Source organism: Rhodanobacter sp. A1T4 (assembly GCF_014207185.1).
Taxonomy (GTDB): Bacteria; Pseudomonadota; Gammaproteobacteria; order Xanthomonadales; family Rhodanobacteraceae; genus Rhodanobacter.
Genome location: NZ_JACHCP010000005.1, coordinates 302,922 through 326,880 on the forward strand (window position 1 = coordinate 302,922; position 23,959 = coordinate 326,880).

A 23,959-nucleotide genomic window follows, 5' to 3' on the forward strand; every position below is an offset into this window, starting at 1 on the left:
CAATCTGCTCCTTCAACGTTTAATGCCAGCCATAACCATTGACGGCGTTTCGATACCGCTGGCGGCATCTTCCACGCTCCAGTAATCCAGTGTCGGCGGCGGCAACTGGGGCAGCGCCGCGATCAACAGCAATTGACGCACGGCATCCTTCAGTCGCGCTACCCGCAACTCAATATTTCGTGCGTGCAGCCAATCGGCAAAATCGGCCAGCGCCTCCAGCGCGCTACTGTCGAGGTCGGGCGATTCCTCCAGACTGAGGACGACGCACGACACCGAACTTTGTGTGGCGAGCGGCGGCCGCGGATCGGCTTGCATAAGCACGCGCTGCCGCGCTAGGGCCAGCATCGGTTCGGCGTTGGCGAAAAACAGCGGCTCTTCCGGCCGCAAAATCATGATGCCGCTCGGCGGCAGCGCCTGCGGATGCTGCGCGATATCGACGAAGTCATGGCTATCGGACAGACGGCCCAGCACGCTCAGCCGCGGCGTGGCCAGCGTGCGCAGAAGCATCGCCAGACTGAAACCGATCGCTACCAGCAAGCCATTCAGCACACCCAACGCGATTACCGCCAGCACCGCGGCCAGCGCCACCAGCCGGTCGCGCCGCCACTTCAGGTACGGCGCGAATACACCCAGGCGCAGCGACTTGCTCACCGCGTGGATTACGATCGCCGCCAGCACCGGTACCGGGATGCGCTCGATCCACTGCAGGCAGGTCAGTACCAGAACCAGCACCGTAGCCGCCGCGGTCAAACCGGCCAGCCGCGACTGCGCACCTGCTGCTTCATTGGCCGAGCTGCCGGAGTAGCCGGCACCGACCGGCATGCCGTGGAACAAACCGGACACGACATTGGCGACGCCCAACGCGGTCAGGTCGCGATTGGCAGCCACCGGCTCACCGTGCTTCAGTGCGAAGCTGCGGATCGAACTGTAGGACTCCGCATACAGAATCAGCATCAGCGCCGCAGCCAGCTCCAGATCCGGTAACCACTGTGCGCGATCGGGTAAAGCCGGCGCGGCCCAGCTCAGAGCAAGATGGATCACACCGGTCAGCACCACACCGTGCGCGGCCAGCCAGCCGGAACCGGCAATGCCCGCGACGATCACCAGCAAGGTACCCGGCAAGCGGCGCAGGCGTTCCAGCAGAAACAGCAACAGCAACGCAGCGATGCCGCAGCCAAGGCTGGCACCATGCCATTCGTGCACGCGCTGAAGCAGCTCACCGACCAGCGGCACGAAACTCGACTGCTTTGCCGCCAGACCGACCAGGTTGGGCCACTGCTTCACTGCGATCACCAGCGCCAGACCGAAGGCATAACCGCGCAGCACAGGCTTGGCGATCAGGTTGGAAATACCGCCCAGCCGTGCAGCGCCGGCCAGCAGAAAGCATGCGCCGGTCATCAGCACCAGCAACGCGGCAAACGCTGCGCGCAACGACGGATCACCGCCGCTGACCGCCACGCTCGCCGCGGCCAGCACCGCGGCTGATGACGATGTGGCCGACACGATCGCATAGCGACTGCGCCCGATGACGCCATAACAGACCAGGCCGGCGAACAGCGCGATGACGCCGGCCTGCGGCGGCAAACCGGCGATGCTGGAATACGCCACCGCTTCGGGCAACAGCAGCCCCGCAATCGACAGGCCGGCCAGCAGATCGGCCGATCGCGATGACGATGGCTCTGCCGCGGCGACTTGGTTCATGCGATCAAACCGCTCCAGCCAGGCAGGTACGCCGTCTCGTGGGTGTGCGCGAGCGCCAGTGCCTGTTTCAGCGCCCGCCCGCCCGGCTGCTTGTTCTTGAGCTTGATCCGCGGGCGCAGAAAGTCGGCCCACAGAAACTCGGCGTATGGCGTGGCGTCCTTGGCATAACCGCCCGCCTCGCGCACTCGTGCCGACAGCGTGCGGTAAGGATCATCGGTGAGATCGGTGAGCTTGGCCGGAAAAGCATCGTAATCGGCGCGATGACCGTGTGCATCGTAGGGATGCGCCCAGCGGTTGAACTCCATCGTGCGCCAGAACACCTCCGGCTCCAGCCAGGAGAAGTCCCGTTGCACCAGCACCGGAACGCTATCGACTTTTTCCTCGATCAGCGCCAGCCCGAGATGATGATGATCGACGATATAGACCTTGCCGCCAGGACCCAGCACGCCGGGAAACCAGTGCCGGCTCAAAAGCTCCTTGCGCTTTTTCTTGCTGATTTGCTCCCATCCGGCGCGCTTCGCGGCCACCTCGGCATAGCCGACGGTGAGCTGGGTCGGTCGCAGGTCGGCCGGAGCCACCTGCAGCTGTGGATGATGGGGTTGCATGGCATGGCGTCCTCGTGGTTGCGTGCGCGCCAGCGTACTCGTCATCGCGCGATGGTGCACGGTCGCTGACCAAGGCGACGGGGCCTAGCTGTGATCCATCATGCTGCCGCCGACGGCACGCAGATAACTGGCCAGGTTGCGCTCGGCCGATTCCACGCAGATTTCGCCGGTCGATTCGCAGATGTCGATGCGATCCGGGCGAAAGTTTCGAAAGTCCTGCCGCAGCCGGCACCACGCACCCAGCGTCCACGCACCACCCCAGAACGACAGGCATAACGGCTCGATCTCGCGCGCACTGCTGCGTCCGCTCTCGTCGCGATAGTCCAGCCGCAGCACATGGTTCGCAACGATGGCCGCATGCAGGCGATCGATCATTGCCGCAAAATCGGACTGATGCTGATCACGCCATACCGGCGCGAAAATCCGCGTATGCGCCGCACGTTCGCGCAGATCCGGCGGCAACACGGCCTCGATCTTCAGCAATGCGGTCTTCGCGCTCTCGGCCAGCCGCACGCCAGCAAACGCCCGGACAAAACGCGTGCCGACCACCAGGGCTTCGAGCTCGTCGGCACTGAACATCAGCGGCGGAATATCCGAGCCCTTGCGCAGCACATAGCCGACCCCGGCTTCGCCCTCGATCGGCACGCCGGACAGTTGCAGGTCGGCCACGTCGCGATAAACCGTTCGTAGCGAAACACCCAGGGTCTGTGCAAGCTGACGCGCCTGCAGCGCGGTGCGGCGACCGCGCAGGGCGTGGATGATGAGGAACAGGCGGTCGGCGCGGCGCATGGGGCCATCATCGCCGACGCTGGCAGGCGCTGCCACCGCCATGCGTCATGCACGGCGCGAAAATTGGCTCCGCACGAGGCAATCTCGTCACGATGAAAAACGACATGATGCATGCTCGCAACCCGCTCAGCCTTGCTGCGCAGCGACCAGTGCGGTATCGCTGGCCGCTACGTGTTGCATCGCCGAGCGCGCGAGCACGCGATCGATGCAGACACCGGTCACCGACAGCTCCGGCACCATAGCGCACGCGTACCGCCTGAACGACTGTTGGACACGTGAAAGAAGACGATCTGTGGATGGCTCATAGGCTGGCTCCTGGCCAGATAACGGTATTCGATTCAGTGGTCTAGAGATGTCGCGTTTCTGCTGGCGACGCCCCCCAGTTGTCGTGCCGCCCATCGGCAAAGCGCAACGGCGCGTCGATCAGTTCTTGCGGCTCAACACCATCAAGGCAGGCAAGATTCACGCTGAAAAAATCACCACCGAGCACTTCCAGGTGGCCACGACCGAAGGACCGGACGCCACAGTGCCGACAGAACAGATGATGCATGCTGTTCGAGCCGAACTGATAGTCGGACAAGGCGTCCTCTCCGCTCAGCAGCCGGAAGGCATCGGGCTTCACGATCACGTTCCACGCCCGTGTCTTGCGGCAAATGGAACAATTGCAGCGCCCCGTGCCCGTAGCGAGATCGATGTCCGCCTCGTAGCGGATCGCCCCGCAATGACAGCTTCCCTGATAGTTCTTGATCATGGTTTGCTCCTCTGAGATGGAACGATGTGGCGCAGCCCTGTCAGTGCGGCAAGCAGCAGACGCGGACGTGTCTGACGTGCCGGTCTGAGGGGATCATCCTGCGCGTCGACGGACGGCCACTTGTACTGTCCGTCCATCAGCAGGCCACGTAGATACAGCGGCCGATACGCAGCCAGCACACGATTGATTAGCGGATTCATCGTCATCCTCCCTTATGCCGCCACGGCTTCACCGACGTACCACGGCGGCAGCTGGGCATGTTTGAACAGGCGGTACCAGTGTTCGCGATCGCTAGCGTTGTAGAGATCCAGCGTATGGATGATCTCGTGCGCAAACTCCACGCTACCGAGGTGGCTGGCGGTAATCACACCGCCATCGCTCACCGCCAGAACCGAAGCGTCGTATTGCCCTTCACCCGAATAAGCCTTTACCTGGCTGGCGATCTGCCCCGGCCAGTTACCGGTATGACAACAATGGTCGAGCAGGCCGGCGCGGGCCAGCGCCAGCACACCGCTGTCAATGCCGGCGATCGGTGCGCCCGCGGCATGCACATCACGAATGAGCTTGACTGCTTCGTCACCCTCGCCGCGCAGCCAGAGATGGCCGCCCGGTACGATCAGCATCGCCGCACGAGCAAGGTCGATCTGCGCCAGCGAGACGTCGGGCTGCACCGTGAGGCCGCCCATCGACACCACGGCGGCCACCGAGAATCCGGCCGTCTGCACCTGCCAATCACCCGGACGACGAATCTCGCATAGCGCCAGTGCTGCCTGCCAGTCGGCAAAGCCTTCGAACGTCAGAAAATAGACGGTATCGCGCATGTCGTTTCCTCCCTTGTGGACGTGCAGCTTGGCCCTTCCCTGCTGCCACCGTGCTGTCAGTAGTCGGGCAATGGCATGGTCGTTCGAGCCGTGCTGCGGGCATGGCTAGCGCGGTTCAGCCGGAGCCGGGACAATGCAGGCTTCCTTCGCGATGGCTCACACATGAAACCAAGCTCGATGAAACCCGTCTCGCTGATCCAGTTCCTGATCGAGGAACGCCGCGCCGGCCACATCAACGCCGAGCTTTCACTGCTGATCGAAGTGGTCGCGCGCGCCTGCAAACGCATCGCGGTGGCCACCAACAAGGGCGCGCTGGGTGGCGTACTGGGCATGGCTGCAGGCGATGGCGACGCCGCGAGCATCAACGTGCAAGGTGAAGCGCAGAAAAAGCTCGACGTGATCTCCAACGAGATCCTGCTCGAAGCCAACGCCTGGGGCGGTCATCTCGCGGCCTGTGCGTCCGAAGAGATGGAAGACCCGCAGCAGATCCCGGACGGCTATCCGAAGGGCAACCACCTGTTGTTGTTCGATCCGCTGGACGGCAGCTCCAACATCGACGTCAACATTTCGGTCGGCACGATCTTCTCGGTGCTGCGCTGCCCGGATGATGTCGTCGAACCGAAGGCGGAGCACTTCCTTCAGCCCGGCACGGAGCAGTTAGCCGCTGGCTACGTGGTGTACGGCCCGGCGACCACGCTGGTGCTCACGTTTGGTCACGGCACGCACGAATTCACGCTGGAACGCGAGGTCGGCAGCTTCATGCTCAGCCGTCGCGGCATCCGCATTCCCGAAGAAGCCACCGAGTTCGCCATCAACATGTCGAACCAGCGCCACTGGCAGCCGCCAATGCAGCGCTATATCGGCGAGCTGCTGGCCGGCACCACCGGTCCGCGCGGCAAAGATTTCAACATGCGCTGGGTCGCCTCGATGGTGGCCGACGTGCACCGCATCGTGACCCGCGGCGGCGTGTTCTATTACCCGCTGGACGCGAAGATACTCAAGCAGGGGGGCAAACTGCGGCTGATGTACGAGGCCAACCCGATGGCCTTCATCATCGAGCAAGCCGGCGGCGCGGCCACCACCGGGCGCGAGCGCATCATGGAACTGCAACCGACCGGGCTGCATCAGCGCGTGCCGGTATTCCTGGGCTCGAAGAAAGAAGTCGAGGTAGCCACGCACTATCACCTGGTCGCCGACGGCGCGCAGGGCTGACCCAGGCTTGCGTCGTCATCTGCCTGCAAACGACGACGCAAATGGGCGCACCGATGACCGCCCCTGCTTCGCCACTTGCAGACGTCAACATTCCTCTTCTCCCCTAATTCGTACACCCCACTCATGCCCTTCCACCGTCAGCTATTGCTATTGCTCACCACGCTGGCATTGACCGCCTGCTTTAGCCAGACCAAGCCAGCACCAGCGGCAGTCGTTGCAACACCGATGAAGTTGAAGATCGGCCTCGCCCTCGGCGGTGGCGCGGCGAAGGGCTTCGCGCATATCGGCGTGATCAAGATGCTGGAGGCCAGCGGCATCCATCCTGACGTGGTGTCCGGCACCAGTGCCGGCAGCGTGGTGGGGTCGCTGTACGCGGCCGGCATGGATCCGTTCCAACTGCAGGAGCAGGCGTTTGCGCTGGACGAAGCGAAAATCCGTGACGTACGCATTTTCTCCGGCGGCCTGGTACAGGGGCAGAAGCTGCAGGATTACATCAACACGGCGGTGAACCACCGGGCGATCCAGGATCTGAAACTGCCATTTGCCGCGGTAGCCACGCAGCTGGAAACCGGCGAGCGCACGGTGTTCATCCGCGGCAATACCGGCCAAGCCGTGCGCGCGTCCAGCAGCATCCCGGGCGTGTTTGAACCGGTATTGATCGGTGACAAGCATTACGTCGACGGCGGCGTGGTCAGTCCGGTGCCGGTGGACGCGGCGCGCCAGCTTGGCGCGGATTTCGTGATCGCCGTGGACATCTCGTCTACACCCAGCGGCAGTAATCCGCTAGGCATGGTGAATATCGTCGGCCAGTCAATCACCATCATGGGACATCAGTTGGGAAAGCAGGAGCTGGCCCGCGCTGACTTCGTCATCCGACCCAACATCACGGGTATCGGCGCTACCGATTTCGAGCAGAAAAATCAGGCGATTCTCGAAGGTGAACGGGCGGCGCTGGCAGCCATGCCTGCGATCAAGGCCGCGATTGCGGCCCGACGGGCAAGCCTGATGTTGGCACCTGCCACTCCATAGAGGCCCTCATCGCAGTTCCAGTGCTGCTGGGCGCAGCGATGCCGAAGATCGTGCAAACGACGATGGCTGGAGGACCGCGTTGATCGGGACTTTCGTCACTTGGTGCGCGCCCGGTCCACTGCTAGCGTGAGTGCTTGTGCTTGAAGGATCCACCATGACTTACCGTTTGCGCGCCGCTGCCCTGCTCGCCCTTGTCGCCGCCACACCGGCGGTGCTTGCCGGCACGTCCGCCATCGATCCCCGCATCGAGAGCCTGCTGACCCAGCTCGGCAAGGTCAAGCCGATCCAGGCTGCACAACTGTCACCGGACGGACGGCAGCTTGCCTGGGTCGTCGAGAACGATCACAAACCGGGCATCCAGATTGCTGATGCCGATGGCGGTCACGCGCGCTCTGTCGATCCGTCGGCGAAGGCTGGTAGTTGCAGCCAGAACGAGATCGCCTGGGCACCGGACTCGCGTCACCTGGCTTACATCTCCGACTGCAATGGCGCGCTGAACAGCGACAAGGCGCGCCTGTTACAAATCGTATTGGCCGATACGCAAGGCAAGATCGAGCCTGTTGCGCTGACCGCATTGAACGGCAACGCACAGGCGTTGCGCTGGTCCAGCGACGGCAGCCGCCTGGCATTTCTTTACGTGGAGGGCGCGACCCGCCGGGCAAGCGCGGTATATGCCGCCAAACCCGCGGCCGGTGAAATAGGCGTGGATGGGCTCGAAATACAACGCGTCGCTACCGTCGCTGCCACCGGCGGTGCGCTGCAGGTGCTTACGCCCGCGAGCAGCTACGTCTACGAATTCAGCTGGTCGCCGGATGCCCAGCGCATCGCCTATGTATCGGCGCCAGCGCCGGGCGACAACAACTGGTGGGTGGCCAAGCTGTATGTGCAGAACGCGCAGGCAAATGCCGAAGCCACCGTCTTGGTCGACCCAGGTAGCGTCAGCGGCAACCTGCACGGGCTGCAGATCGCCCTGCCTCGATGGTCGCCAGGCGGCTCGCGGATTGCCTTCATCGGTGGACTGATGAGCGACCAGGGGTCGACCGGTGGCGACATCTACGCCGTGCCATCTCGCGGCGGCAGCGTGACCAACCTCACGCCTGACATACACGTCACACCGGCTTGGCTGAGCTGGAACAACGATCAACAACTGCTGGTGTCGCAGATGCGCGGCGGCGAGAGCGAGATCGCCGAGTATCACATCGACGGCAACAGGGCCACGCAGGACCACGTGCTGTTTAGCGTGCCGGCCAGCGTCAGTGACGGCACGGACGAGATGGCATTGTCACTGTCACACGATCACGCGCAGCTGGCCTATGTGCAGAGCTCCTACACCGATGCGCCGGAAGTGCACGCTGGCGCGCTTGGCAATACGGCACCCAAAGCGGTGACCACCATCAATGCCGCGCTGAAGCCCACTTGGGGCAAAGCGGAATCGGTCGAGTGGAATAACGAAGGTCGGCACGTACAGGGTTGGTTGCTCTATCCCGCCGGCTACGATGCGAGCAAGTCGTATCCGATGATTGTGATGGTGCACGGCGGTCCATCCGGGGTTGTGATTCCGCGCTGGCCAGCGGTCGGCTTTGGCGGTGTACCGTTCTCGACCCTGGGCTATTTCGTGTTCATGCCGAATCCGCGGGGCAGCTTTGGCCAGGGCGAGGCTTTCGTGCAGGCCAATCGCAAGGACTTCGGCTACGGCGACTTGCGCGATACCCTGGTCGGCGTCGACACCATCGAAAAAAAGCTACCCGTGGATGACAAGCGGCTTGGTCTGACCGGCTGGAGCTACGGCGGGTTCATGAGCATGTTCGCGCCGACGCAGACACAGCGCTTCCGTGCGGTGGTGGCCGGCGCGGGCATTTCCAACTGGCAGAGTTACTACGGCGAAAACCTGATCGACCAGTGGATGATCCCGTTCTTCGGCAAGTCGGTGTACGACGATCCGGCGGTCTACGCGAAAAGCTCGGCGATCAATTACATCAAGCAGCTGAAAACGCCGATGCTGATCGTCGTCGGTGATCGCGACGCTGAATGTCCGGCTCCGCAGTCGTTCGAGTTATGGCATGCGCTGCGCGCGCAAGGCGTCACAACCTCGCTGGTGGTTTATCCAAACGAGGGGCATCACTTCGTCGATCCGGCGCATCAACGTGATGTGCTGCAGCGCGCGCTGGCCTGGTTCGGGAAATATCTGCCGGCGTCGAAATAAGTCGCTTCGCTCAAAACAAGTCACCCTGTGGCGAAGGTTTTCTTGGCGGCACGAAGCGGGAGCTATCGAGCTTGAGTTCGCGCGCACGACCGTAGCCGTGCCGACGACTGGCGATGTCGAAACGACGACGCAGCAGATCGGCGAAAACACCTTGCCCGCGCATCCGAGTAGCGAAGTCGCTGTCGTAATCGCGCCCGGCGTTCATCTGCTGCACCAGACTCATGACGTGATCGGCGCGCTGCGGGGCGTGCAGTGCCAGCCATTCGCGAAACAGCGCTTTCAACTCATACGGCAGGCGCAGCGTGGTGTAACCGGCGCAGCACGCGCCTGCTTCGGCGGCTTGCGCCAGTACAGCCTCCATGTCCTTGTCATTGAGCGCAGGGATGATCGGCGCCACCAGCACGCCAACCGGGACGCCCGCATCGCTGAGCGCGCGTATGGTCTTGATCCGCCGATGCGGTGCGCTGGCGCGCGGCTCAAGCTTGGCAGCCAGCTGATTATCCAGCGAATTGACCGAGACAAAGACCTGCACCAGGTTTTCGCGTGCCATCGGCACCAGGATGTCGAGATCGCGTTCAACCAGCGCGTTCTTGGTGACGATGGTGCAGGGGTGATGGCATTCGGCCAGCACCTGCAGTGCGGCGCGCGTCAGCTGCCAGCGCTTTTCGATCGGCTGATAGGGATCCGTATTGCTGCCGATATTGATCGGGCTGACGACATAGCCGCGCTTGGCCAGATCGATGCGCAGCACCTCGGCAAGATTGCTCTTGGCACGCAGCTTGGTTTCGAAATCCAGCCCGGGCGAGAGATTGAGATAGCTGTGCGATGGCCGCGCGTAGCAATAGATGCAACCGTGTTCGCAGCCGCGATACGGATTGATCGCCTGGGTAAAGTGAATATCCGGCGAGTCGTTGCGGCTGATGACGCTGCGAGCACGCTCTTCCGTGACTTCGGTACGTGGACGCGGCGCAGTTTCATCGAGCAACTCGTGCGACCAGCCGTCGTCTTCTGCGTCATGGCGGATGGTTTCGAAGCGGCCCTCCGGATTGGATGCCGCCCCGCGCCCCTTGATCGCACGACCTTCCGGCTTCGACGAGTCGTGAAGGTTTGTTGGCTGCTCGTTGTCCATCAACCGATGGTGCCATCGCGATGTCTCAACGACCGCGACATCCGTCAGCACCGGCGCCCATGGCGGAAAAATGTTCGTGCGCAGCGCCCTGATGATGCCAGGTGCGAGGCGTTTGCCGACCGGTTTATGATGCACGCGTCCAGCTCTCGCTGGCGTTGTGTTTACCCTGATCGAGGTCTGCCATGCGCTGGTTGATGCTGATGGTTACGCTGTTGGCCGTCGTGCTGTGTTTCACCCGTCACACTGGCGGCGCCATGGGATGGTGGCTGTTTATCAGCGTCATCGGCGCGTTCGCCACCGCGCTGGCTTTTGCGCAGGCAAGAATTTCCGGCAACGCGCGCAGCGAAAGCCTGTCCGAATACGATCTGAAGCGGCTACGCGAAGGCAAGAACCCGTTGGGACGTGACTGACCCGGCACAGGCAGCGCCTGCGCATTTCCGCTGTATCGACGCGATCAGCCTTGGAATGTTGCCTGGTAGTCATTAGCCACCAAAACCCCATCACAGTGAATGCACATCGGGCAACGGAAGCTTGCTCGTCAGCGGCTTTGGGGTGTGCGCCGCTTGCCTGCCACCTCGTCTACCTGGGAATTTACGATGGACGGATATAGCTTACTTATTTTTCTCTTTATCGGCGCCATGGCCGGCTGGCTAGCCGGACTGATCGTGCGTGGTTTCGGCTTTGGTCTGCTTGGCAATATTGTCGTCGGCATCGTTGGCGCGTTTCTCGCTGGCTGGCTTTTGCCGAAGCTCGGCATTCACTTTGCTGTCATCGGACCGATTGTCACCAGCATCCTGCACGCGATGATCGGTGCGATTGTTTTGTTGGTGGTTATTGGTCTTTTCAGGCGCGCTTGATTCAATACATTCGACTGATTTGTATGGCGTGATTTAGTGCGGCCGATCTAATTCAAACGACCTGTATGGATCTACGGAAATTGATCCGCGAAAATTGACAATGTGTCGCAAAACGCAACAGTGTGAATTGTTGCGTTTTGCTTTTTCAGGCTCAAAAAAGGCCATCGTGATTTCGATCGCGGAATCTTTTGCCTCGCGTCATCAGCATGCCCACTTGCGGTATTACACTCGGCCACTGGCTGTGGCGCGATGCGCCATGATGATTTCCTGCTGGTGCGGTTTTTCACCGGCTCTGCGCGAGGCTCACCATGTCCAAGCTTTATCCTGTCAAGCCCGAATTCGCTGCCAAGGCACGCATCAGCAAAGCGGATTACACGCGGCAGTACGCCGAATCGATCGAAGATCCGGACGGCTTCTGGGCAGGTGTTGGGCAGCGGCTGGACTGGAGCAAGGCACCAACCAAAATCAGCGACGTCTCGTTCGATCCGAAAGACTTGCACATTCGCTGGTACGAGGACGGCATGCTCAACGTGACGACCAATTGTCTCGATCGGCACCTGGCGGAGCGGGGCGACAAGACGGCGATCATCTTCGAAGGCGATGATCCGAATGAGTCGCGTCGCATCAGCTATCGTGAGCTCCACGCCGAGGTATGCAAGTTTGCCAACACACTGAAGCATCTTGGCGTGGCCAAGGGCGACCGCGTCGCGATTTATCTGCCGATGATTCCAGAAGCAGCCGTAGCGATGCTGGCTTGCGCGCGCATCGGTGCGATCCACTCGGTGGTGTTTGGCGGATTTTCACCGGATTCGCTGGCCGGTCGGATTGCCGACTTCACCGCCAAGCTGGTCATCACCGCCGATGAAGGCACACGCGGAGGCAAGAAGATCGCGCTGAAATCCAATGTCGATGCAGCACTGGAACGCCCCGGTACCCATAGCGTGGAGACGGTTATCGTCGTGCGTCGCACCGGTGCCGCGGTGCCGATGCAGTCGCCGCGCGATCGTTATTATCACCATCTGATGGATGGCCAGACGGCTGAATGTCCGGCAGAGCCCGTCGAAGCAGAGCATCCGCTGTTCATCCTCTACACCTCCGGCTCAACTGGCAAACCGAAGGGCGTGCTGCACACGACCGGTGGTTATCTGGTCTACGCCAGTTACACGCATGAAAGTGTTTTTGATCTGCGCGAAGACGACGTGTACTGGTGCACTGCCGACGTTGGCTGGATCACCGGCCATAGCTATGTGGTTTACGGACCACTGGCCAATGGCGCTACCACGGTGATGTTCGACGGCGTACCAAACTATCCGGACTACAGCCGCTTCTGGGACGTAGTGGACAAGCACAAGGTCACGCTGTTCTATACAGCACCTACCGCGATCCGCGCCCTGATGCGCGAAGGCGAGGCACCGGTGAAGAGGGCCTCACGCGCTTCGCTACGCCTGCTCGGCACAGTCGGCGAGCCGATCAATCCGGAGGCATGGGAGTGGTATTACCGTGTGGTCGGTGACGAGCGCTGCCCGATCGTCGATACGTGGTGGCAGACCGAGACCGGCGGGATTCTGATCACGCCGCTACCCGGTGCCATCGACGCCAAGCCAGGGTCGGCCACGCTACCGTTCTTTGGCATAAAACCAGCGATCGTCGATGCAAACGGTGAAATACAGCAGGGCGCGACCGAAGGCAATTTGCTGATTACCAACTCGTGGCCGGGTCAGATGCGCACGGTCTATGGTGACCATCAGCGCTTTATTGAAACCTATTTCAGTGCCTACCCCGGCAGCTACTTCACTGGTGATGGCGTACGCCGCGACGAGGACGGTTACTACTGGATCACCGGACGCGTCGATGACGTGATCAACGTCAGCGGCCATCGCATCGGCACGGCAGAAGTTGAGAGCGCCCTAGTCGCCCATCCCAAAGTGGCAGAAGCAGCGGTAGTTGGCTGTCCGCACGATATCAAGGGCCAGGGTATCTACGCTTACGTGACATTGGTGTCTGGGGTGGAAAGCAGCGACGAGCTGCGGAAGGAGCTGGTGGCATGGGTACGCAAGGAAATTGGACCCATTGCTACGCCGGATTACATCCAGTGGGCACCGGGTTTGCCGAAAACGCGCTCAGGTAAAATCATGCGCCGCATTCTGCGCAAGATCGGTGAGAATCTACCCGACCAGCTGGGCGATATTTCCACACTCGCTGACCCCGGCGTCGTGAAGAGCCTGGTCGATGAGCGACTTATCAAATAGCCATCCGATGAATCCTGATGCTTTGCTGCAGAATGCCAGCACTCGTTGTGCTGGCGGTAAGATCCAGGCATGAAATCCACGGATATGCAGAGCATCGGGCTGATCGCTCAGCGACTGCGCGATGACGAAGTACACGTGTTTCGCCTGTCATATCAACGACAGCAGAAGCGCAACCCTTTACAACAGCTGCTGGGCGCATATCTTGGGATATCCAGCGATGATGTCGCACTGGTCGATGGCGAGTTTGGACGACCAGCGCTTGATCCGGCGCACGACGCATCATTGGGATTCAACTGGTCACACAGCGGTGATTACGCGCTGATCGCGATTGGAAGACACCTCACTCCCGGCATAGATATCGAACGCCGACGTGATCGCGCGCGCGCGCTGGATATTGCCGAGCACTATTTCTGCAAGGCCGAACTGGCCGCTTTGAATGCGCTACAGGCCGAAACACGCAACGTCGCGTTTCTCGAATTATGGACAGCAAAGGAAGCTGTCTTGAAGGCCGTCGGTCGAGGTATCGCGTTCGGGCTTGATCGTCTCCATGTGGCGAATGTGCATGGACAACTCATGCTGCAGTGGCTCGACGGTGATGACGCTCTTGCCTGGCAGCTGCAGCGACTTGATGTCGGCGACGACTATTTCGCTGCTCTAGCGTGGCGTGGCCCAGCAAGACAGATCCAAAGCTGGATAGTTGCGACATAAGCTTTGAGCGATACAACAGCGTTCACGTCGCTCGGCTAATCTAGGCATCGCTATCCCGCGCATCATCTCCAACTGACGGAATCGTTTCGCCGCCATGACTTTGCTCAGCGTCAATCTCAATAAAATCGCAGTTCTGCGTAATTCGCGCGGCGGCGATGAACCGGACATCTGCAAGGCGGCGCAGACTTGCATTGAGTCTGGCTGCGGCGGCATTACTGTGCATCCACGGCCCGACCTTCGCCACGTGCGACCGGACGACGTGCGCGCGCTGGCCGCGTTGCTACGGGGTCGGGTGGAATACAACATCGAAGGCAATCCGTTTGCCGGTGCGCGCGGAGAGTATCCCGGGCTCATTGCGCTCGCTCGCGAGGTACGGCCGACCCAGGTGACCCTGGTGCCGGATAGTGATGGTCAGATCACCTCCGATCACGGTTTTGATCTCGAACGTGATATCGATCGCCTGCGTCCGCTGGTGGCCGAGCTGCTTGAGCTGGGTTGCCGCGTCAGCCTGTTTGTCGATGCCGGTACCGAAAATTTCGATTCGGCCGTGGTGATTGGTGTCGAGCGGATCGAAATTTATACCGGTCCCTATGCGCAAGCGTTTGTCGAAGGAAAGCCCGGGGCAGCCCTGGCCGCCTGCGCGGACACCGCCCGCCGGGCACAACGGGCAGGATTGGCAGTCAATGCAGGACACGATCTCAGTCAGGCGAATCTAGGCACCTTCAAGGCAGCGATTCCCGGATTGGCCGAAGTATCGATCGGGCACGCTTTGATCGGTGAAGCACTGTATGAAGGTCTGGCTTCGACCGTGCGCAACTATGTGCAAATCCTGCGCTGAGCATTGCCAATAGCTGTGACTGAAGTTCAGTCCACCAAAAGCAAACCCCCGCTCGAGGCGGGGGCTTGTTTTGTAAGCGATTTGAGAAACTCTCAGATCACTGGCTATCGGCAAATCCAATCTTGGTCAGGTTGTAGCTCTTCGCATCTGCCAGCACGCGTGCCACATACTGATAGGCCGCTGCGTCGTCTGCCGCGATCTGGATTTCAGCCGGATCCGGCTGCTGGGCGATGACGGCCAGCTGTGCCTTCAAGCCCAACTCATCCACCGGCGTATCGTTCCAGTAGAACGCACCACTCTGATCGATCTTGAGATGGATAGGATCCTTCGGATTGGTCGGTGGAGGGATGTTTTGATTCGGCTGCGGCAGATCGACCTTGATCTTGAGCGAAAGCACCGGTGCCGTGATCATGAAAATGATCAGCAGCACCAGCATCACGTCGACCAACGGCGTGACGTTGATGTCCGCCATCGGGCCGCCGCCGCTATTGCTGGTAAAGGCCATACGTCACTGTCCCTTCAATGGAGCGGTGGTCAAGAATGCGACGTGCACCATGCCCGAGTCTTTTGCGTCACTGATGATCTTTTTCACGATCTTGAACTCGGTGGACTTGTCGGCACGGATCTGCAGTTCCGGCTGCGGCGTCTGCTGAGCCTTCACCAGGAACTGCGCCTTCAGCTCAGCCGCCGTGATCGGGCGATCGTTGAAATACAAGCTGCCATCCTGCTTGACCGCGAGATCAAGCGGCGGCGTCTTGACCGGCTCGTCCTTGGACTTCGGGTTGGCGACCGGCAATTCGATCGTTACCGTGTGCGACATCAGCGGCGCCGTGATCATGAAGATGATCAGTAGTACCAACATCACGTCGACTAGCGGCGTGACATTGATCTCCGACATCGGACCACCGGAATTACCACCTGAGCTCATAGCCATGAGTCAGACCTCACTTCAGGGTCGGTGCGGCGCCTTCGACGCGCGAGCCGGTAGCGAAGAAGTCGTGCAGGTCATGCGCGAATTCGTCGAAGCGAGCGTACGTCAGACGGTTGGAGCGATTGAAGAAGTTGTAGGCGAGCACGGCCGGGATGGCGGTGAACAGACCGAACGCGGTCATGATCAGAGCCTCACCGACGGGACCTGCCACAGCGCTCATCGAGGCGTTGCCGGTAGCTGCAATGCCGATAAGAGCGTTGTAGATGCCCCAGACGGTACCGAGCAAGCCGACGAACGGTGCGGAAGAACCCACCGTTGCCAGCAGGGTCAGACCACCTTCCAGACGCAGGCTCTCGCGCGACACCGCCTGACGAAGCGCGCGGTCGATGAATTCCGAACGGCTCAGCGACTCGGCGAGGCGGCCGGCACCGGTTGAAGACTGCTGGTGATGGGCCACTGCCGAGGCAGCGTCCAATGCAATCTTCGAGAACGGTTCGCCCTTGGGCTGCGCTTCCAGCTCGCGAATCGCGTCCTGGGTGGAGCCGTTATTCCAAAAACCATCAATCACTTTGTCTCGGCGCGAATTCACCATCGCATTGCGGATCGCATTGGCGATGATGAAGTACCAAGAGGAGAAGGACATCACCACCAAGGTCACAAAGACGATCCAGCCGAGGGCGTCGAAGTGATGTATCAGGTGGTCGAAACCCATCTGCTTCATGGCTTCGGCGTTGCTGGTGCCGCCCGCTTGCGCGGCGTCGGATGCTGCAGGAGTCTGTAAGAACATAACGCTACCCTAGGAAGTCAAGCGTGAACTGTAACTGTAATCCAATGACGTCGGATGACAGATGATTAATTACTCGGCCAAGTTGAAGTTGATTGGAACGCGTGCATAGCCTTCCACCTTCTTTCCGTTCTTGACCTCCGGATTGAAGCGCCACTTTTGTACCGCATCCATTGCCGCGCGATCCAGCTCGCGGAACCCGCTGGACTTCTCCACCTTGACGTCCTTCGGTACGCCATCCAGGCCGACCAGGATCAGCAAGGTCACCGTGCCCGTGTGGTGCTGGCGGACAGCCTGCGGCGGATAACTCGGCTGTGGGCGATTGCCGTAGCTGAGATCCGAACCGGCGGCAATATCTGCCGGTGGCGCTGGCGGCGCTGGCGGCGACGGTGGCGGTGCCTGTACCGCATTCTGCGATACCTCATCCACTGCCGGCGGCGGAGTCGGCGGCGGCGGGGTCGGTGGCGGCTTGACCTGCTGGATGATTTTCGGCGGCGGCTGCTTTGGCGGCTCCGGCGGCGGCGGTGGCGGCGGCGGCGGCGGTGGCGGCGGCTCGATGAAATTCACCTTGACGACCTTTTCCGCTTCCTTGTTTTCCTGATGCGGGGGGGCCATCGGCGCCACCATCAGCAAGAACGCAAATGCGTGGAGTCCAATCGCGAATGCAAGCGCCAGAGTGCGCTTCCAACTGAAGGCATCGTTCTCGTTTTCGTGGTTACTTGAGGCCATCTTTCACTGTCTGAAGCTGATCAATCGGGAGAAAACGTTGCCGCAGGGCGTGGCCTGAAAACCGTCTGGTGTATGGACGGAACTCGCCGCTGGGGAGACGCAGGGAAAGGTTTTCAACGGTACAACAGCATATGACTTTTGTATAGCTCTGAAGGGCAGATAAATGGATGTCCATCTGGCCTGCGAGGCATTTACCTTCGATATTATTTACCCGCGCCAGCCTTTTTCAGCCACGCCTTTGCCTTGTCGGCGGTCTGCGGATCCTGAGCAGCCTGTTTCATTGCAGCGATGGCAGCGGGTTTGTCTTTGAGGCCGATCTCGCTATTGGCCAGCAGCATGTATGCCGAACCCTTTTGCTTGACTCCTTTATCGATGCCTTGCTGGATCATCGACTTTGCCTGACTGTATTTCTGCTCCGACAGCAGGATCTGTCCGCCGCGAACGGCGGCCTCGCCGTCTTTGGCCGTTGGCAGCGCCTTGGTATAGGCATCAACGGCGCCGCTGGTGTTGTCAGAGAGCTCGTCGGCTTCGCCGAGGAGCAGGTAGTTCTCTGCACTGGGCGTGACGATGCTTTTGCCCATGCCCTCCTCCAGCACCTGCGCAGACTTGCTTGCGTCGGGCTTCGAGTCGGTGTTGCTGGACTGGGCGCGGATCAGATAGAGCTTGGCCAGATTGACGTAGTTGGCTTCGGTTTTCAGCGTGCCGCTGGCACGGGCCTTTTCCATGACCTGGATGGCTTCGTCATTCTTGTTCGCCTGCATCAATACGGCGACAGCATTGTCGAGCGCATTGGGGTCGTTCGGATTGGCGGCAAGCTGCTGTTGCGCAACCTGCGCGGCTTGATCGCCCTGGCCGGACTGCGAGTAGCTGGCCATGAGAATCTGGTTCCAGCTCGCCTCGGGTTTGTCGGTCAACGATTGCGCTTTCTTGATGGCGGTAATGGCTTCGGGGAATTTGCCCAGCCGATAATCAATATTGCCTTCGAGTGCGTAGGAGTTAGCGGTTTCCTTTTTGCCCTCGGCGCGCCACTTGGTAAGAGTGTCCAGCGCGGGCTGGTATTCCTCGTCGGCGACCTGGAACTGCGCCAGCATGTATTCCAGCTGGAAATAGGTGTCGTTGGGCATGACGCCATTGGCCAGTGACTGCTGCAGCAACGCGATGGCGCCCTTGGGATCGTTGTCGACCTGATACTTGATCGTGGCCAGACCCTGCAAGGCGAGCGCCTGGGCATATTTGCTCTTGCTGCCATCGACGATGGGCTGCAGATACTGCAGTGCTTTTGCCTTGTCATTTGCGCTTACCGCATCAAGACCGGCATTGACGTTTTTCTGATCCTTTTCGCTGGTCAGGTCGAGCTTGGGCGCGACGCGGGTAGCGTTGGGATACTGCACTTCCGGCTTGTCCTTGGACGGGCTGTCTTTCGCCAGCACCGGGCTGCTCGCCAACATCAGCATCAGGGCGGCGCTCGCCAGTGTGGTGAATCCGTGGACATGCTTCATGGTGATCCTCATCATTCGATGCTCGTTTTAAAACCGCGAGTTGACTAGGGAGATTAACCCGAGCGGGCACCGTATAACAAGTCGCACTGCCGCATTAAATATTCATTAAAATCAAAAACTTGAAGGTTTTACGATCACTCGACGCGAATATTCGCTACGAAGATTGCAAGCGGGTCAAATTTGCCGAATACATTTGACCCGCTCAACCGATCCTCAGACGTCCAGATTGGCGACCTTGAGAGCGTTCGCCTCGATAAAATCCCGGCGAGGCTCTACCGCCTCGCCCATCAGCATCGAGAACATCTGATCGGCGGCGATGGCATCTTCCACACCCACCTGCAGCATGCGGCGCGTTTCCGGGTTCACCGTGGTTTCCCACAGCTGCTCCGGATTCATTTCGCCCAGACCCTTGAATCGCTGGATGCTGCGGCCTTTTTTCGCTTCGTCGAGCAGCCAGTTGCGGGCTTCGACAAAGCTGAGCACGCCGCGCGACGCGTTGCCACGACGAACCACGGCATCGGCCTGGATCATGGCCGCCACCTGCTGACTGACGGCGAGGATGGGACGAAACTCGTTGCTGGCGAAGAACGGCTGCGGCAGAAACCAGGTGTGGCTGAGTCCATGCTGCTCGCGTACCACTTCGATGGCGGCAGGCTGTTCACCGACGGCCGCCCGCAACGACAGTTTGTAGCGCGGTTTACCCAAGCCACTCGCGGCCAGTCGCTGTTCGGCCTGCGTTAGCCAAGTCTGCATAACTGCCGGATCGGCCCACAACGCCGGCTCCAGCGGCGTGTGCTCGAGCATCGCGTTGAGCACGGTAGCGTCGAAGCGGTGCGACAACTTGGCGATCTGGTCGAGCGCCTGCTGGTAGCTGCGCAGCAGCTTTTCGAGCGCCTCGCCGGTGATCGGCGGTGCATCCGGGCTGTAGGTCAGCGCGGCGTTGTCGACCGCACTGGAGATTAGGTAATCGTTTAGCGCCGTGTCGTCCTTGATGTACAACTCCTGCTTGCCCTGCTTCACCTTGTACAGCGGCGGCAGGCCGATGTAGATGTGACCGCGCTCGATCAGTTCGGGCATCTGGCGATAGAAGAACGTCAGCAGCAGGGTGCGGATATGCGAACCGTCGACGTCCGCATCGGTCATCAGGATGATGCGGTGGTAACGCAGCTTGTCCGGGTTGTACTCGTCCTTGCCGATGCCGGTGCCTAGCGCGGTGATCAGCGTGCCGACCTCGGCCGAGGCCAGCATGCGGTCGAAACGTGCCTTCTCGACATTCAGGATCTTGCCCTTCAGCGGCAGCACAGCCTGGGTCTTGCGGTTGCGGCCCTGCTTGGCCGAGCCGCCGGCCGAATCGCCCTCGACCAGGAACAGTTCGCACAGCGCCGGATCCTTCTCCTGGCAGTCGGCCAGCTTGCCGGGCAGACCGGCGATGTCCAGCGCGCCCTTGCGGCGGGTCATCTCGCGTGCCTTGCGGGCGGCTTCACGGGCGCGGGCAGCATCGACCACCTTGGAAGCGATCGCCTTCGCTTCGTTCGGATGTTCGAGCAGGAACTCGCCCAGCTTCTCGTTGACGACCTGCTCCACCACCGTCTTGACCTCGGACGAGACCAGCTTGTCCTTGGTCTGCGAGGAGAACTTAGGATCGGGCACCTTGACCGACAGCACGGCAATCATGCCTTCGCGCATGTCGTCGCCGGTCGGCGTGACCTTGGCGTTTTTCGCCAGACCGGATTTCTCGATGTAGCTTTGCAGCGAACGGGTCAGTGCGGCGCGAAAACCGGTGAGATGCGTACCACCATCGCGCTGCGGAATATTGTTGGTAAAGCAGTACATCGATTCCTGGTAGGAGTCGGTCCACTGCATCGCCACTTCCACCGTGATCCCGTCCTGCTCCGCAGTCAGGCTGATCACGTTCGAGTGCAACGCGGTCTTCAGCTGCGCCAGATGTTGCACGAAGGAGCGGATGCCGCCTTCGTAGGCAAACGTGTCGGATCGGCCATCGCCGCGCTCGTCCTTCAGCTCGATCGTGACGCCGGAGTTGAGGAAGGCCAGTTCTCGCAGACGCTTGGCCAGAATATCGTAGTGAAACTCGAGATTGTTGGTGAACGTGGCCGGGCTGGGCTTGAAGCGAACCAGGGTGCCGCGCTTGCTCGATGCACCGACCGATTTGAGCGGATACAGCGGCTCGCCGTGGGCGTACTCCTGCTGGTATTCCTCGTCGCCGCGGTAAATGGTGAGCCACAAGTGCTCACTCAACGCGTTGACCACCGAGACGCCAACGCCGTGCAGGCCGCCGGAAACCTTGTAGGAGTTCGCATCAAACTTGCCACCAGCGTGCAGCACCGTCATCACCACCTCAGCGGTGGAACGGCCCTCTTCCGGATGTGTATCCACTGGGATACCGCGGCCGTTGTCGATCACGCTGACCGACTCATCCTCATGGATGGTAACGATGACTCTGTCGCAATAACCCGCCAACGCTTCGTCGATGGCGTTATCCACCACTTCGAACACCATGTGATGCAGGCCGGTGCCGTCATCGGTATCGCCGATGTACATGCCGGGGCGCTTGCGCACCGCTTCCAGACCTTTCAGTACCTTGATGTTACTCGAGTCGTACGTCGGTTCGTTGGTGGATTCTTCGTTCATTCGATGACCGTTTCCTGGCGCCAGCGACCCATCGCGATGGCGCGGTGACGGGTCGAGCAAGGGTTATGCATTGTCGATGGATGCAACCTTGCGATTATAGCAGGCGCGCGACCAAGCCCTGTTCCACGTGGAACATGCTGGTTGAAATCGCACTCAAGGCCCGCGGTGCTTCAGTGCCGGTCAGCAGAACCTGCGCACCGGCTGCGATCAACTGCTCGACGACTGCCGTTTGATGGGCCTGATCTAGTTCAGAGGCCAGATCATCCAGGCAGACCACGGGCCACTCACCGCAACAGTCAGCGTGAAGCTGCGCTTGCGCCAGCATGCAGCCTAAAGCGGTCAATTTTTCCTGTCCGCGCGAGAGATGCTCGCGCAACGGTGCGTGCTCAAAAGCGATCGACCAATCCGCGCGGTGTGGTCCAACCGTTGTGTGTCCGCGGGCGATATCCCTACCCCGTTGTTCCTGGAGCAAACGGCCAAGATCTGTGTCTTCTGCCCATCCCCTGCGATAGCGCAACTCCAGTCCTCCCAGCTCAGGGAGAAGTCCAGCTGCACTCGAAGCTAGCTTGGGACGCAATAGATCAAGATAGGCGCGTCGGAAGCTATCAATCCGCTCGGCCGTCTGAGTCAATTCGTTCTCCCAAGGTTCGAAAAGTTCATCAGGGACGATAGTGTTTGACCGAAGAAGGCTGTTCCGCTGCTTTAACGCGCGCTGATAGCGTCGCCAACTGGAAAGAAAGTCGTGTTCCACGTGGAACACGCCCCAGTCGAGATACCTCCTTCGTTCTTCAGCAGCTCCGGCGATGAGTGCGTGTGATCCCGGTTCGAAGCAAACCACAGCGCACTGACGCACCAGTTGGCCGAGCGCAACATTTTCACCGTCAACCTTCGCTTCCCAGCGAGCAGAGCCACGACCAAGACCTATTCGACCCAGCCGATCATCCGAATGACGCAACTCGGCAAAGACCGATAGTTGGCTGGCACCACGCTGGAGCAAGGCGTCTTTTGCTCCGCTGCGAAACGAACTGGCATGGGACAACAAAAACACCGCTTCAAGAACGCTGGTTTTGCCTGCGCCGTTGTCACCGATAAAAAGGTTGATCGCCGGATTCAATGCGAGATCGATATCGGTCAGGCAGCGTAAACCGTTGATACGAAGCCGCTCAATCCTCATGCGAAAGACTCGCGCACGTAAAAACGCCGGAATCTCCTGAGGAAGTTCCGGCGTTCAAACTCACGATAATTCGAAGCGATAACCATGCAACAGAGGTCAGAGGCGCAACGGCATGATCACGTGACGGGAATGCTCGTTGTCGTGTTCCTGTACCAGACAGCTGGACTGGGCGTCACGCAGGCTCAATCGGGCCTTGTCGCCGCGTAGCGCGGCCAAGGCATCCAGCAAATAGCCCACGTTGAAACCAACAGCGAGATCAGACACGTGGGTGTCCGCCTCCACTTCCTCGACTGCTTCTTCCTGTTCCGGATTATGCGCAACGATGCGCAGTTTGCCAGGCGAGAGCTCCAGACGAACGCCACGATATTTTTCGTTCGAGAGAATCGCCGCGCGTTGCAAAGCGCCACGCAGAACTTCACGATCCAGCGTCGCCGTTTTGTCTGCTCCGAGCGGAATTACTGCCTCGTAATCCGGGAACCGACCATCAATCAACTTCGATGTGAAAACGACATCGCCCCGATGCACCCGAAGATGATTGCGGCCAAACTCAAGCTCGACTTCGCCATCACCGGATTCAAGCAAGCCAACCAGCTCATTGACGCCTTTGCGCGGAATGATGATCTGCCGACGCGTTGTCACGGAACTCTGCAGCTGGGTTTCCTTCATCGCCAGACGATGACCGTCGGTGGCTACGCAGCGAAGTGTGTGCTCTTGCAAATCCAGCAGCATGCCGTTCAAGTAATAGCGGACGTCCTGATTCGCCATCGCGAATGAAGTGCGCTCCATCAAATCACGCAGTACTTCTTCGGGAAGGCTGACTTTCTCGACGAGTTCGATTTCGTCAACCGTTGGGAATTCGCTGGCGGGAAGTGTAGTCAAGGTGAAACGACTACGACCTGCATTAAGTGCTACGCGATCGCCGTTGAGCTTCAGCTCGATCTTTGCGCCATCCGGCAATGCCTTGACGATATCAAAAAGCTTTCGGGCTGGAATGGTGATCTCACCATCATCCAGTTTCTCTGCTTCGGTGGTTGCCACCATCTCGACTTCAAGATCGGTACCGGTAAAAGACACTCGGCCATCGGCAACCTTGACCAGCAGGTTTGCCAGCACAGGGAGTGTCTGACGGCGTTCCACCACGCCGACTACTTGCTGCAAGGGTTTGAGCAGCACTTCTCGTTGGATGCTGAATTGCATGGTTATGCTTTCCTGTAACTGCTGTTCTGTCTTTTAAAAGAAGTTTAGTAGTAGTAGTAGAGGCGGTGGATAACTTTTATTCTTTCAATTTTCTATTAAAATCA

At 60.2% G+C, this 23,959-nt stretch carries 23 protein-coding genes; 8 read left to right on the forward strand and 15 right to left on the reverse strand.

The genetic code is table 11. The features are described 5' to 3' along the window. Nucleotides 1–12: 12 nt before the first annotated feature. The 6 genes from HDE80_RS12175 to HDE80_RS12200 all read right to left on the reverse strand — a co-directional run bounded on the left by HDE80_RS12175 (nt 13) and on the right by HDE80_RS12200 (nt 4,667). Nucleotides 13–1,701: a SulP family inorganic anion transporter gene (locus tag HDE80_RS12175; RefSeq protein ID WP_184671195.1), complete on the reverse strand. Its 1,689-nt coding sequence runs from the start codon at nt 1,699–1,701 to the stop codon at nt 13–15. Beyond that, a complete protein-coding gene (locus HDE80_RS12180; protein WP_184600006.1) occupies nt 1,698–2,306 on the reverse strand; it encodes a ParB/Srx family N-terminal domain-containing protein in 609 nt (202 codons plus the stop codon). The genes HDE80_RS12175 and HDE80_RS12180 overlap by 4 nt, the downstream gene beginning before the upstream one ends. Before the next feature lie 84 nt (nt 2,307–2,390). After that, nucleotides 2,391–3,095, reverse strand: coding sequence for a YafY family protein (locus tag HDE80_RS12185; protein WP_184671196.1), 705 nt, complete (start codon nt 3,093–3,095; stop codon nt 2,391–2,393). A 346-nt stretch (nt 3,096–3,441) separates the two neighbouring features. Next, nucleotides 3,442–3,846 (reverse strand): GFA family protein, encoded by a 405-nt coding sequence (locus HDE80_RS12190; protein WP_184671198.1) that lies wholly within the window; start codon nt 3,844–3,846, stop codon nt 3,442–3,444. Further along, entirely contained in the window at nt 3,843–4,046 is a 204-nt protein-coding gene (locus HDE80_RS12195) for a hypothetical protein (RefSeq protein WP_184671200.1), read from the reverse strand. The genes HDE80_RS12190 and HDE80_RS12195 overlap by 4 nt, the downstream gene beginning before the upstream one ends. A 12-nt stretch (nt 4,047–4,058) precedes the next feature. Next, on the reverse strand, nt 4,059–4,667 hold the full coding sequence (locus HDE80_RS12200) for a DJ-1/PfpI family protein (protein ID WP_184671202.1): 609 nt from the start codon (nt 4,665–4,667) through the stop codon (nt 4,059–4,061). A 177-nt stretch (nt 4,668–4,844) separates the two neighbouring features. Here HDE80_RS12200 and HDE80_RS12205 point away from each other — a divergent pair, with 177 nt between their 5' ends. The 3 genes from HDE80_RS12205 to HDE80_RS12215 all read left to right on the forward strand — a co-directional run bounded on the left by HDE80_RS12205 (nt 4,845) and on the right by HDE80_RS12215 (nt 9,111). Beyond that, on the forward strand, nt 4,845–5,879 hold the full coding sequence (locus HDE80_RS12205; protein ID WP_184601046.1) for a class 1 fructose-bisphosphatase: 1,035 nt from the start codon (nt 4,845–4,847) through the stop codon (nt 5,877–5,879). A gap of 123 nt (nt 5,880–6,002) precedes the next feature. Further along, nucleotides 6,003–6,908 carry a patatin-like phospholipase family protein gene (locus HDE80_RS12210; protein ID WP_184671204.1) on the forward strand — a complete coding sequence of 302 codons (906 nt, stop codon included), beginning with the start codon at nt 6,003–6,005 and terminating at the stop codon, nt 6,906–6,908. Between the two features lie 154 nt (nt 6,909–7,062). Further along, nucleotides 7,063–9,111 carry a S9 family peptidase gene (locus tag HDE80_RS12215; RefSeq protein ID WP_184671206.1) on the forward strand — a complete coding sequence of 683 codons (2,049 nt, stop codon included), beginning with the start codon at nt 7,063–7,065 and terminating at the stop codon, nt 9,109–9,111. 10 nt (nt 9,112–9,121) lie between these two features. Here the strand turns inward: HDE80_RS12215 and HDE80_RS12220 are convergent, their stop codons facing one another. Then, the gene (locus tag HDE80_RS12220) at nt 9,122–10,240 is read right to left on the reverse strand and encodes a PA0069 family radical SAM protein (RefSeq protein ID WP_184671463.1); all 1,119 of its coding nucleotides are present in this window, start codon (nt 10,238–10,240) and stop codon (nt 9,122–9,124) included. A 182-nt stretch (nt 10,241–10,422) separates the two neighbouring features. Here HDE80_RS12220 and HDE80_RS12225 point away from each other — a divergent pair, with 182 nt between their 5' ends. The 5 genes from HDE80_RS12225 to HDE80_RS12245 all read left to right on the forward strand — a co-directional run bounded on the left by HDE80_RS12225 (nt 10,423) and on the right by HDE80_RS12245 (nt 14,892). Further along, on the forward strand, nt 10,423–10,650 hold the full coding sequence (locus HDE80_RS12225; RefSeq protein WP_184599996.1) for a hypothetical protein: 228 nt from the start codon (nt 10,423–10,425) through the stop codon (nt 10,648–10,650). Nucleotides 10,651–10,749: 99 nt separating this feature from the next. Then, complete coding sequence (locus HDE80_RS12230) at nt 10,750–11,097, forward strand: GlsB/YeaQ/YmgE family stress response membrane protein (protein WP_255483720.1); 348 nt, start codon at nt 10,750–10,752, stop codon at nt 11,095–11,097. Nucleotides 11,098–11,405: 308 nt separating this feature from the next. Continuing rightward, entirely contained in the window at nt 11,406–13,346 is a 1,941-nt protein-coding gene (gene acs / locus HDE80_RS12235) for an acetate--CoA ligase (protein WP_184671208.1), read from the forward strand. 69 nt (nt 13,347–13,415) lie between these two features. Further along, complete coding sequence (locus HDE80_RS12240; RefSeq protein ID WP_184671210.1) at nt 13,416–14,054, forward strand: 4'-phosphopantetheinyl transferase superfamily protein; 639 nt, start codon at nt 13,416–13,418, stop codon at nt 14,052–14,054. Nucleotides 14,055–14,148: 94 nt separating this feature from the next. Then, nucleotides 14,149–14,892 carry a pyridoxine 5'-phosphate synthase gene (locus HDE80_RS12245; RefSeq protein ID WP_184671212.1) on the forward strand — a complete coding sequence of 248 codons (744 nt, stop codon included), beginning with the start codon at nt 14,149–14,151 and terminating at the stop codon, nt 14,890–14,892. 97 nt (nt 14,893–14,989) lie between these two features. On the opposite strand, the gene HDE80_RS12250 is transcribed toward HDE80_RS12245, so the two are convergent. The 8 genes from HDE80_RS12250 to dnaN all read right to left on the reverse strand — a co-directional run bounded on the left by HDE80_RS12250 (nt 14,990) and on the right by dnaN (nt 23,855). Beyond that, entirely contained in the window at nt 14,990–15,397 is a 408-nt protein-coding gene (locus HDE80_RS12250; RefSeq protein WP_184599992.1) for a biopolymer transporter ExbD, read from the reverse strand. Nucleotides 15,398–15,400: 3 nt separating this feature from the next. Beyond that, entirely contained in the window at nt 15,401–15,826 is a 426-nt protein-coding gene (locus HDE80_RS12255; RefSeq protein ID WP_184671214.1) for a biopolymer transporter ExbD, read from the reverse strand. 10 nt (nt 15,827–15,836) lie between these two features. Continuing rightward, on the reverse strand, nt 15,837–16,610 hold the full coding sequence (locus tag HDE80_RS12260; protein WP_184599990.1) for a MotA/TolQ/ExbB proton channel family protein: 774 nt from the start codon (nt 16,608–16,610) through the stop codon (nt 15,837–15,839). Nucleotides 16,611–16,679: 69 nt separating this feature from the next. Further along, nucleotides 16,680–17,336, reverse strand: a complete 657-nt coding sequence (locus HDE80_RS12265; protein WP_184671216.1) for an energy transducer TonB — start codon at nt 17,334–17,336, stop codon at nt 16,680–16,682. A gap of 203 nt (nt 17,337–17,539) precedes the next feature. Beyond that, a complete protein-coding gene (locus HDE80_RS12270; RefSeq protein ID WP_184671218.1) occupies nt 17,540–18,835 on the reverse strand; it encodes a hypothetical protein in 1,296 nt (431 codons plus the stop codon). A 213-nt stretch (nt 18,836–19,048) separates the two neighbouring features. Further along, complete coding sequence (gene gyrB, locus HDE80_RS12275) at nt 19,049–21,484, reverse strand: DNA topoisomerase (ATP-hydrolyzing) subunit B (protein WP_184671220.1); 2,436 nt, start codon at nt 21,482–21,484, stop codon at nt 19,049–19,051. Between the two features lie 94 nt (nt 21,485–21,578). Further along, nucleotides 21,579–22,658, reverse strand: coding sequence for a DNA replication/repair protein RecF (gene recF, locus HDE80_RS12280; protein ID WP_184671222.1), 1,080 nt, complete (start codon nt 22,656–22,658; stop codon nt 21,579–21,581). A 96-nt stretch (nt 22,659–22,754) separates the two neighbouring features. Then, entirely contained in the window at nt 22,755–23,855 is a 1,101-nt protein-coding gene (dnaN, locus tag HDE80_RS12285; protein WP_184671224.1) for a DNA polymerase III subunit beta, read from the reverse strand. Nucleotides 23,856–23,959: the final 104 nt, after the last annotated feature.

Bases quoted from the DNA above. Each gene is read 5' to 3' on its own strand.
- HDE80_RS12175 (WP_184671195.1), bottom strand. From the start codon at position 1,701: ATGAACCAAGTCGCCGCGGCAGAGCCATCGTCATCGCGATCGGCCGAT.
- HDE80_RS12270 (WP_184671218.1), bottom strand. From the start codon at position 18,835: ATGAAGCATGTCCACGGATTCACCACACTGGCGAGCGCCGCCCTGATG.
- HDE80_RS12215 (WP_184671206.1), top strand. From the start codon at position 7,063: ATGACTTACCGTTTGCGCGCCGCTGCCCTGCTCGCCCTTGTCGCCGCC.
- gyrB (WP_184671220.1), bottom strand. From the start codon at position 21,484: ATGAACGAAGAATCCACCAACGAACCGACGTACGACTCGAGTAACATC.
- HDE80_RS12230 (WP_255483720.1), top strand. From the start codon at position 10,750: ATGCACATCGGGCAACGGAAGCTTGCTCGTCAGCGGCTTTGGGGTGTG.
- HDE80_RS12210 (WP_184671204.1), top strand. From the start codon at position 6,003: ATGCCCTTCCACCGTCAGCTATTGCTATTGCTCACCACGCTGGCATTG.
- HDE80_RS12240 (WP_184671210.1), top strand. From the start codon at position 13,416: ATGAAATCCACGGATATGCAGAGCATCGGGCTGATCGCTCAGCGACTG.
- HDE80_RS12225 (WP_184599996.1), top strand. From the start codon at position 10,423: ATGCGCTGGTTGATGCTGATGGTTACGCTGTTGGCCGTCGTGCTGTGT.
- HDE80_RS12200 (WP_184671202.1), bottom strand. From the start codon at position 4,667: ATGCGCGATACCGTCTATTTTCTGACGTTCGAAGGCTTTGCCGACTGG.
- HDE80_RS12205 (WP_184601046.1), top strand. From the start codon at position 4,845: ATGAAACCCGTCTCGCTGATCCAGTTCCTGATCGAGGAACGCCGCGCC.
- HDE80_RS12220 (WP_184671463.1), bottom strand. From the start codon at position 10,240: ATGGACAACGAGCAGCCAACAAACCTTCACGACTCGTCGAAGCCGGAA.
- acs (WP_184671208.1), top strand. From the start codon at position 11,406: ATGTCCAAGCTTTATCCTGTCAAGCCCGAATTCGCTGCCAAGGCACGC.
- HDE80_RS12265 (WP_184671216.1), bottom strand. From the start codon at position 17,336: ATGGCCTCAAGTAACCACGAAAACGAGAACGATGCCTTCAGTTGGAAG.
- HDE80_RS12255 (WP_184671214.1), bottom strand. From the start codon at position 15,826: ATGGCTATGAGCTCAGGTGGTAATTCCGGTGGTCCGATGTCGGAGATC.
- HDE80_RS12245 (WP_184671212.1), top strand. From the start codon at position 14,149: ATGACTTTGCTCAGCGTCAATCTCAATAAAATCGCAGTTCTGCGTAAT.
- HDE80_RS12185 (WP_184671196.1), bottom strand. From the start codon at position 3,095: ATGCGCCGCGCCGACCGCCTGTTCCTCATCATCCACGCCCTGCGCGGT.
- HDE80_RS12260 (WP_184599990.1), bottom strand. From the start codon at position 16,610: ATGTTCTTACAGACTCCTGCAGCATCCGACGCCGCGCAAGCGGGCGGC.
- HDE80_RS12190 (WP_184671198.1), bottom strand. From the start codon at position 3,846: ATGATCAAGAACTATCAGGGAAGCTGTCATTGCGGGGCGATCCGCTAC.
- recF (WP_184671222.1), bottom strand. From the start codon at position 22,658: ATGAGGATTGAGCGGCTTCGTATCAACGGTTTACGCTGCCTGACCGAT.
- dnaN (WP_184671224.1), bottom strand. From the start codon at position 23,855: ATGCAATTCAGCATCCAACGAGAAGTGCTGCTCAAACCCTTGCAGCAA.
- HDE80_RS12180 (WP_184600006.1), bottom strand. From the start codon at position 2,306: ATGCAACCCCATCATCCACAGCTGCAGGTGGCTCCGGCCGACCTGCGA.
- HDE80_RS12195 (WP_184671200.1), bottom strand. From the start codon at position 4,046: ATGAATCCGCTAATCAATCGTGTGCTGGCTGCGTATCGGCCGCTGTAT.
- HDE80_RS12250 (WP_184599992.1), bottom strand. From the start codon at position 15,397: ATGGCCTTTACCAGCAATAGCGGCGGCGGCCCGATGGCGGACATCAAC.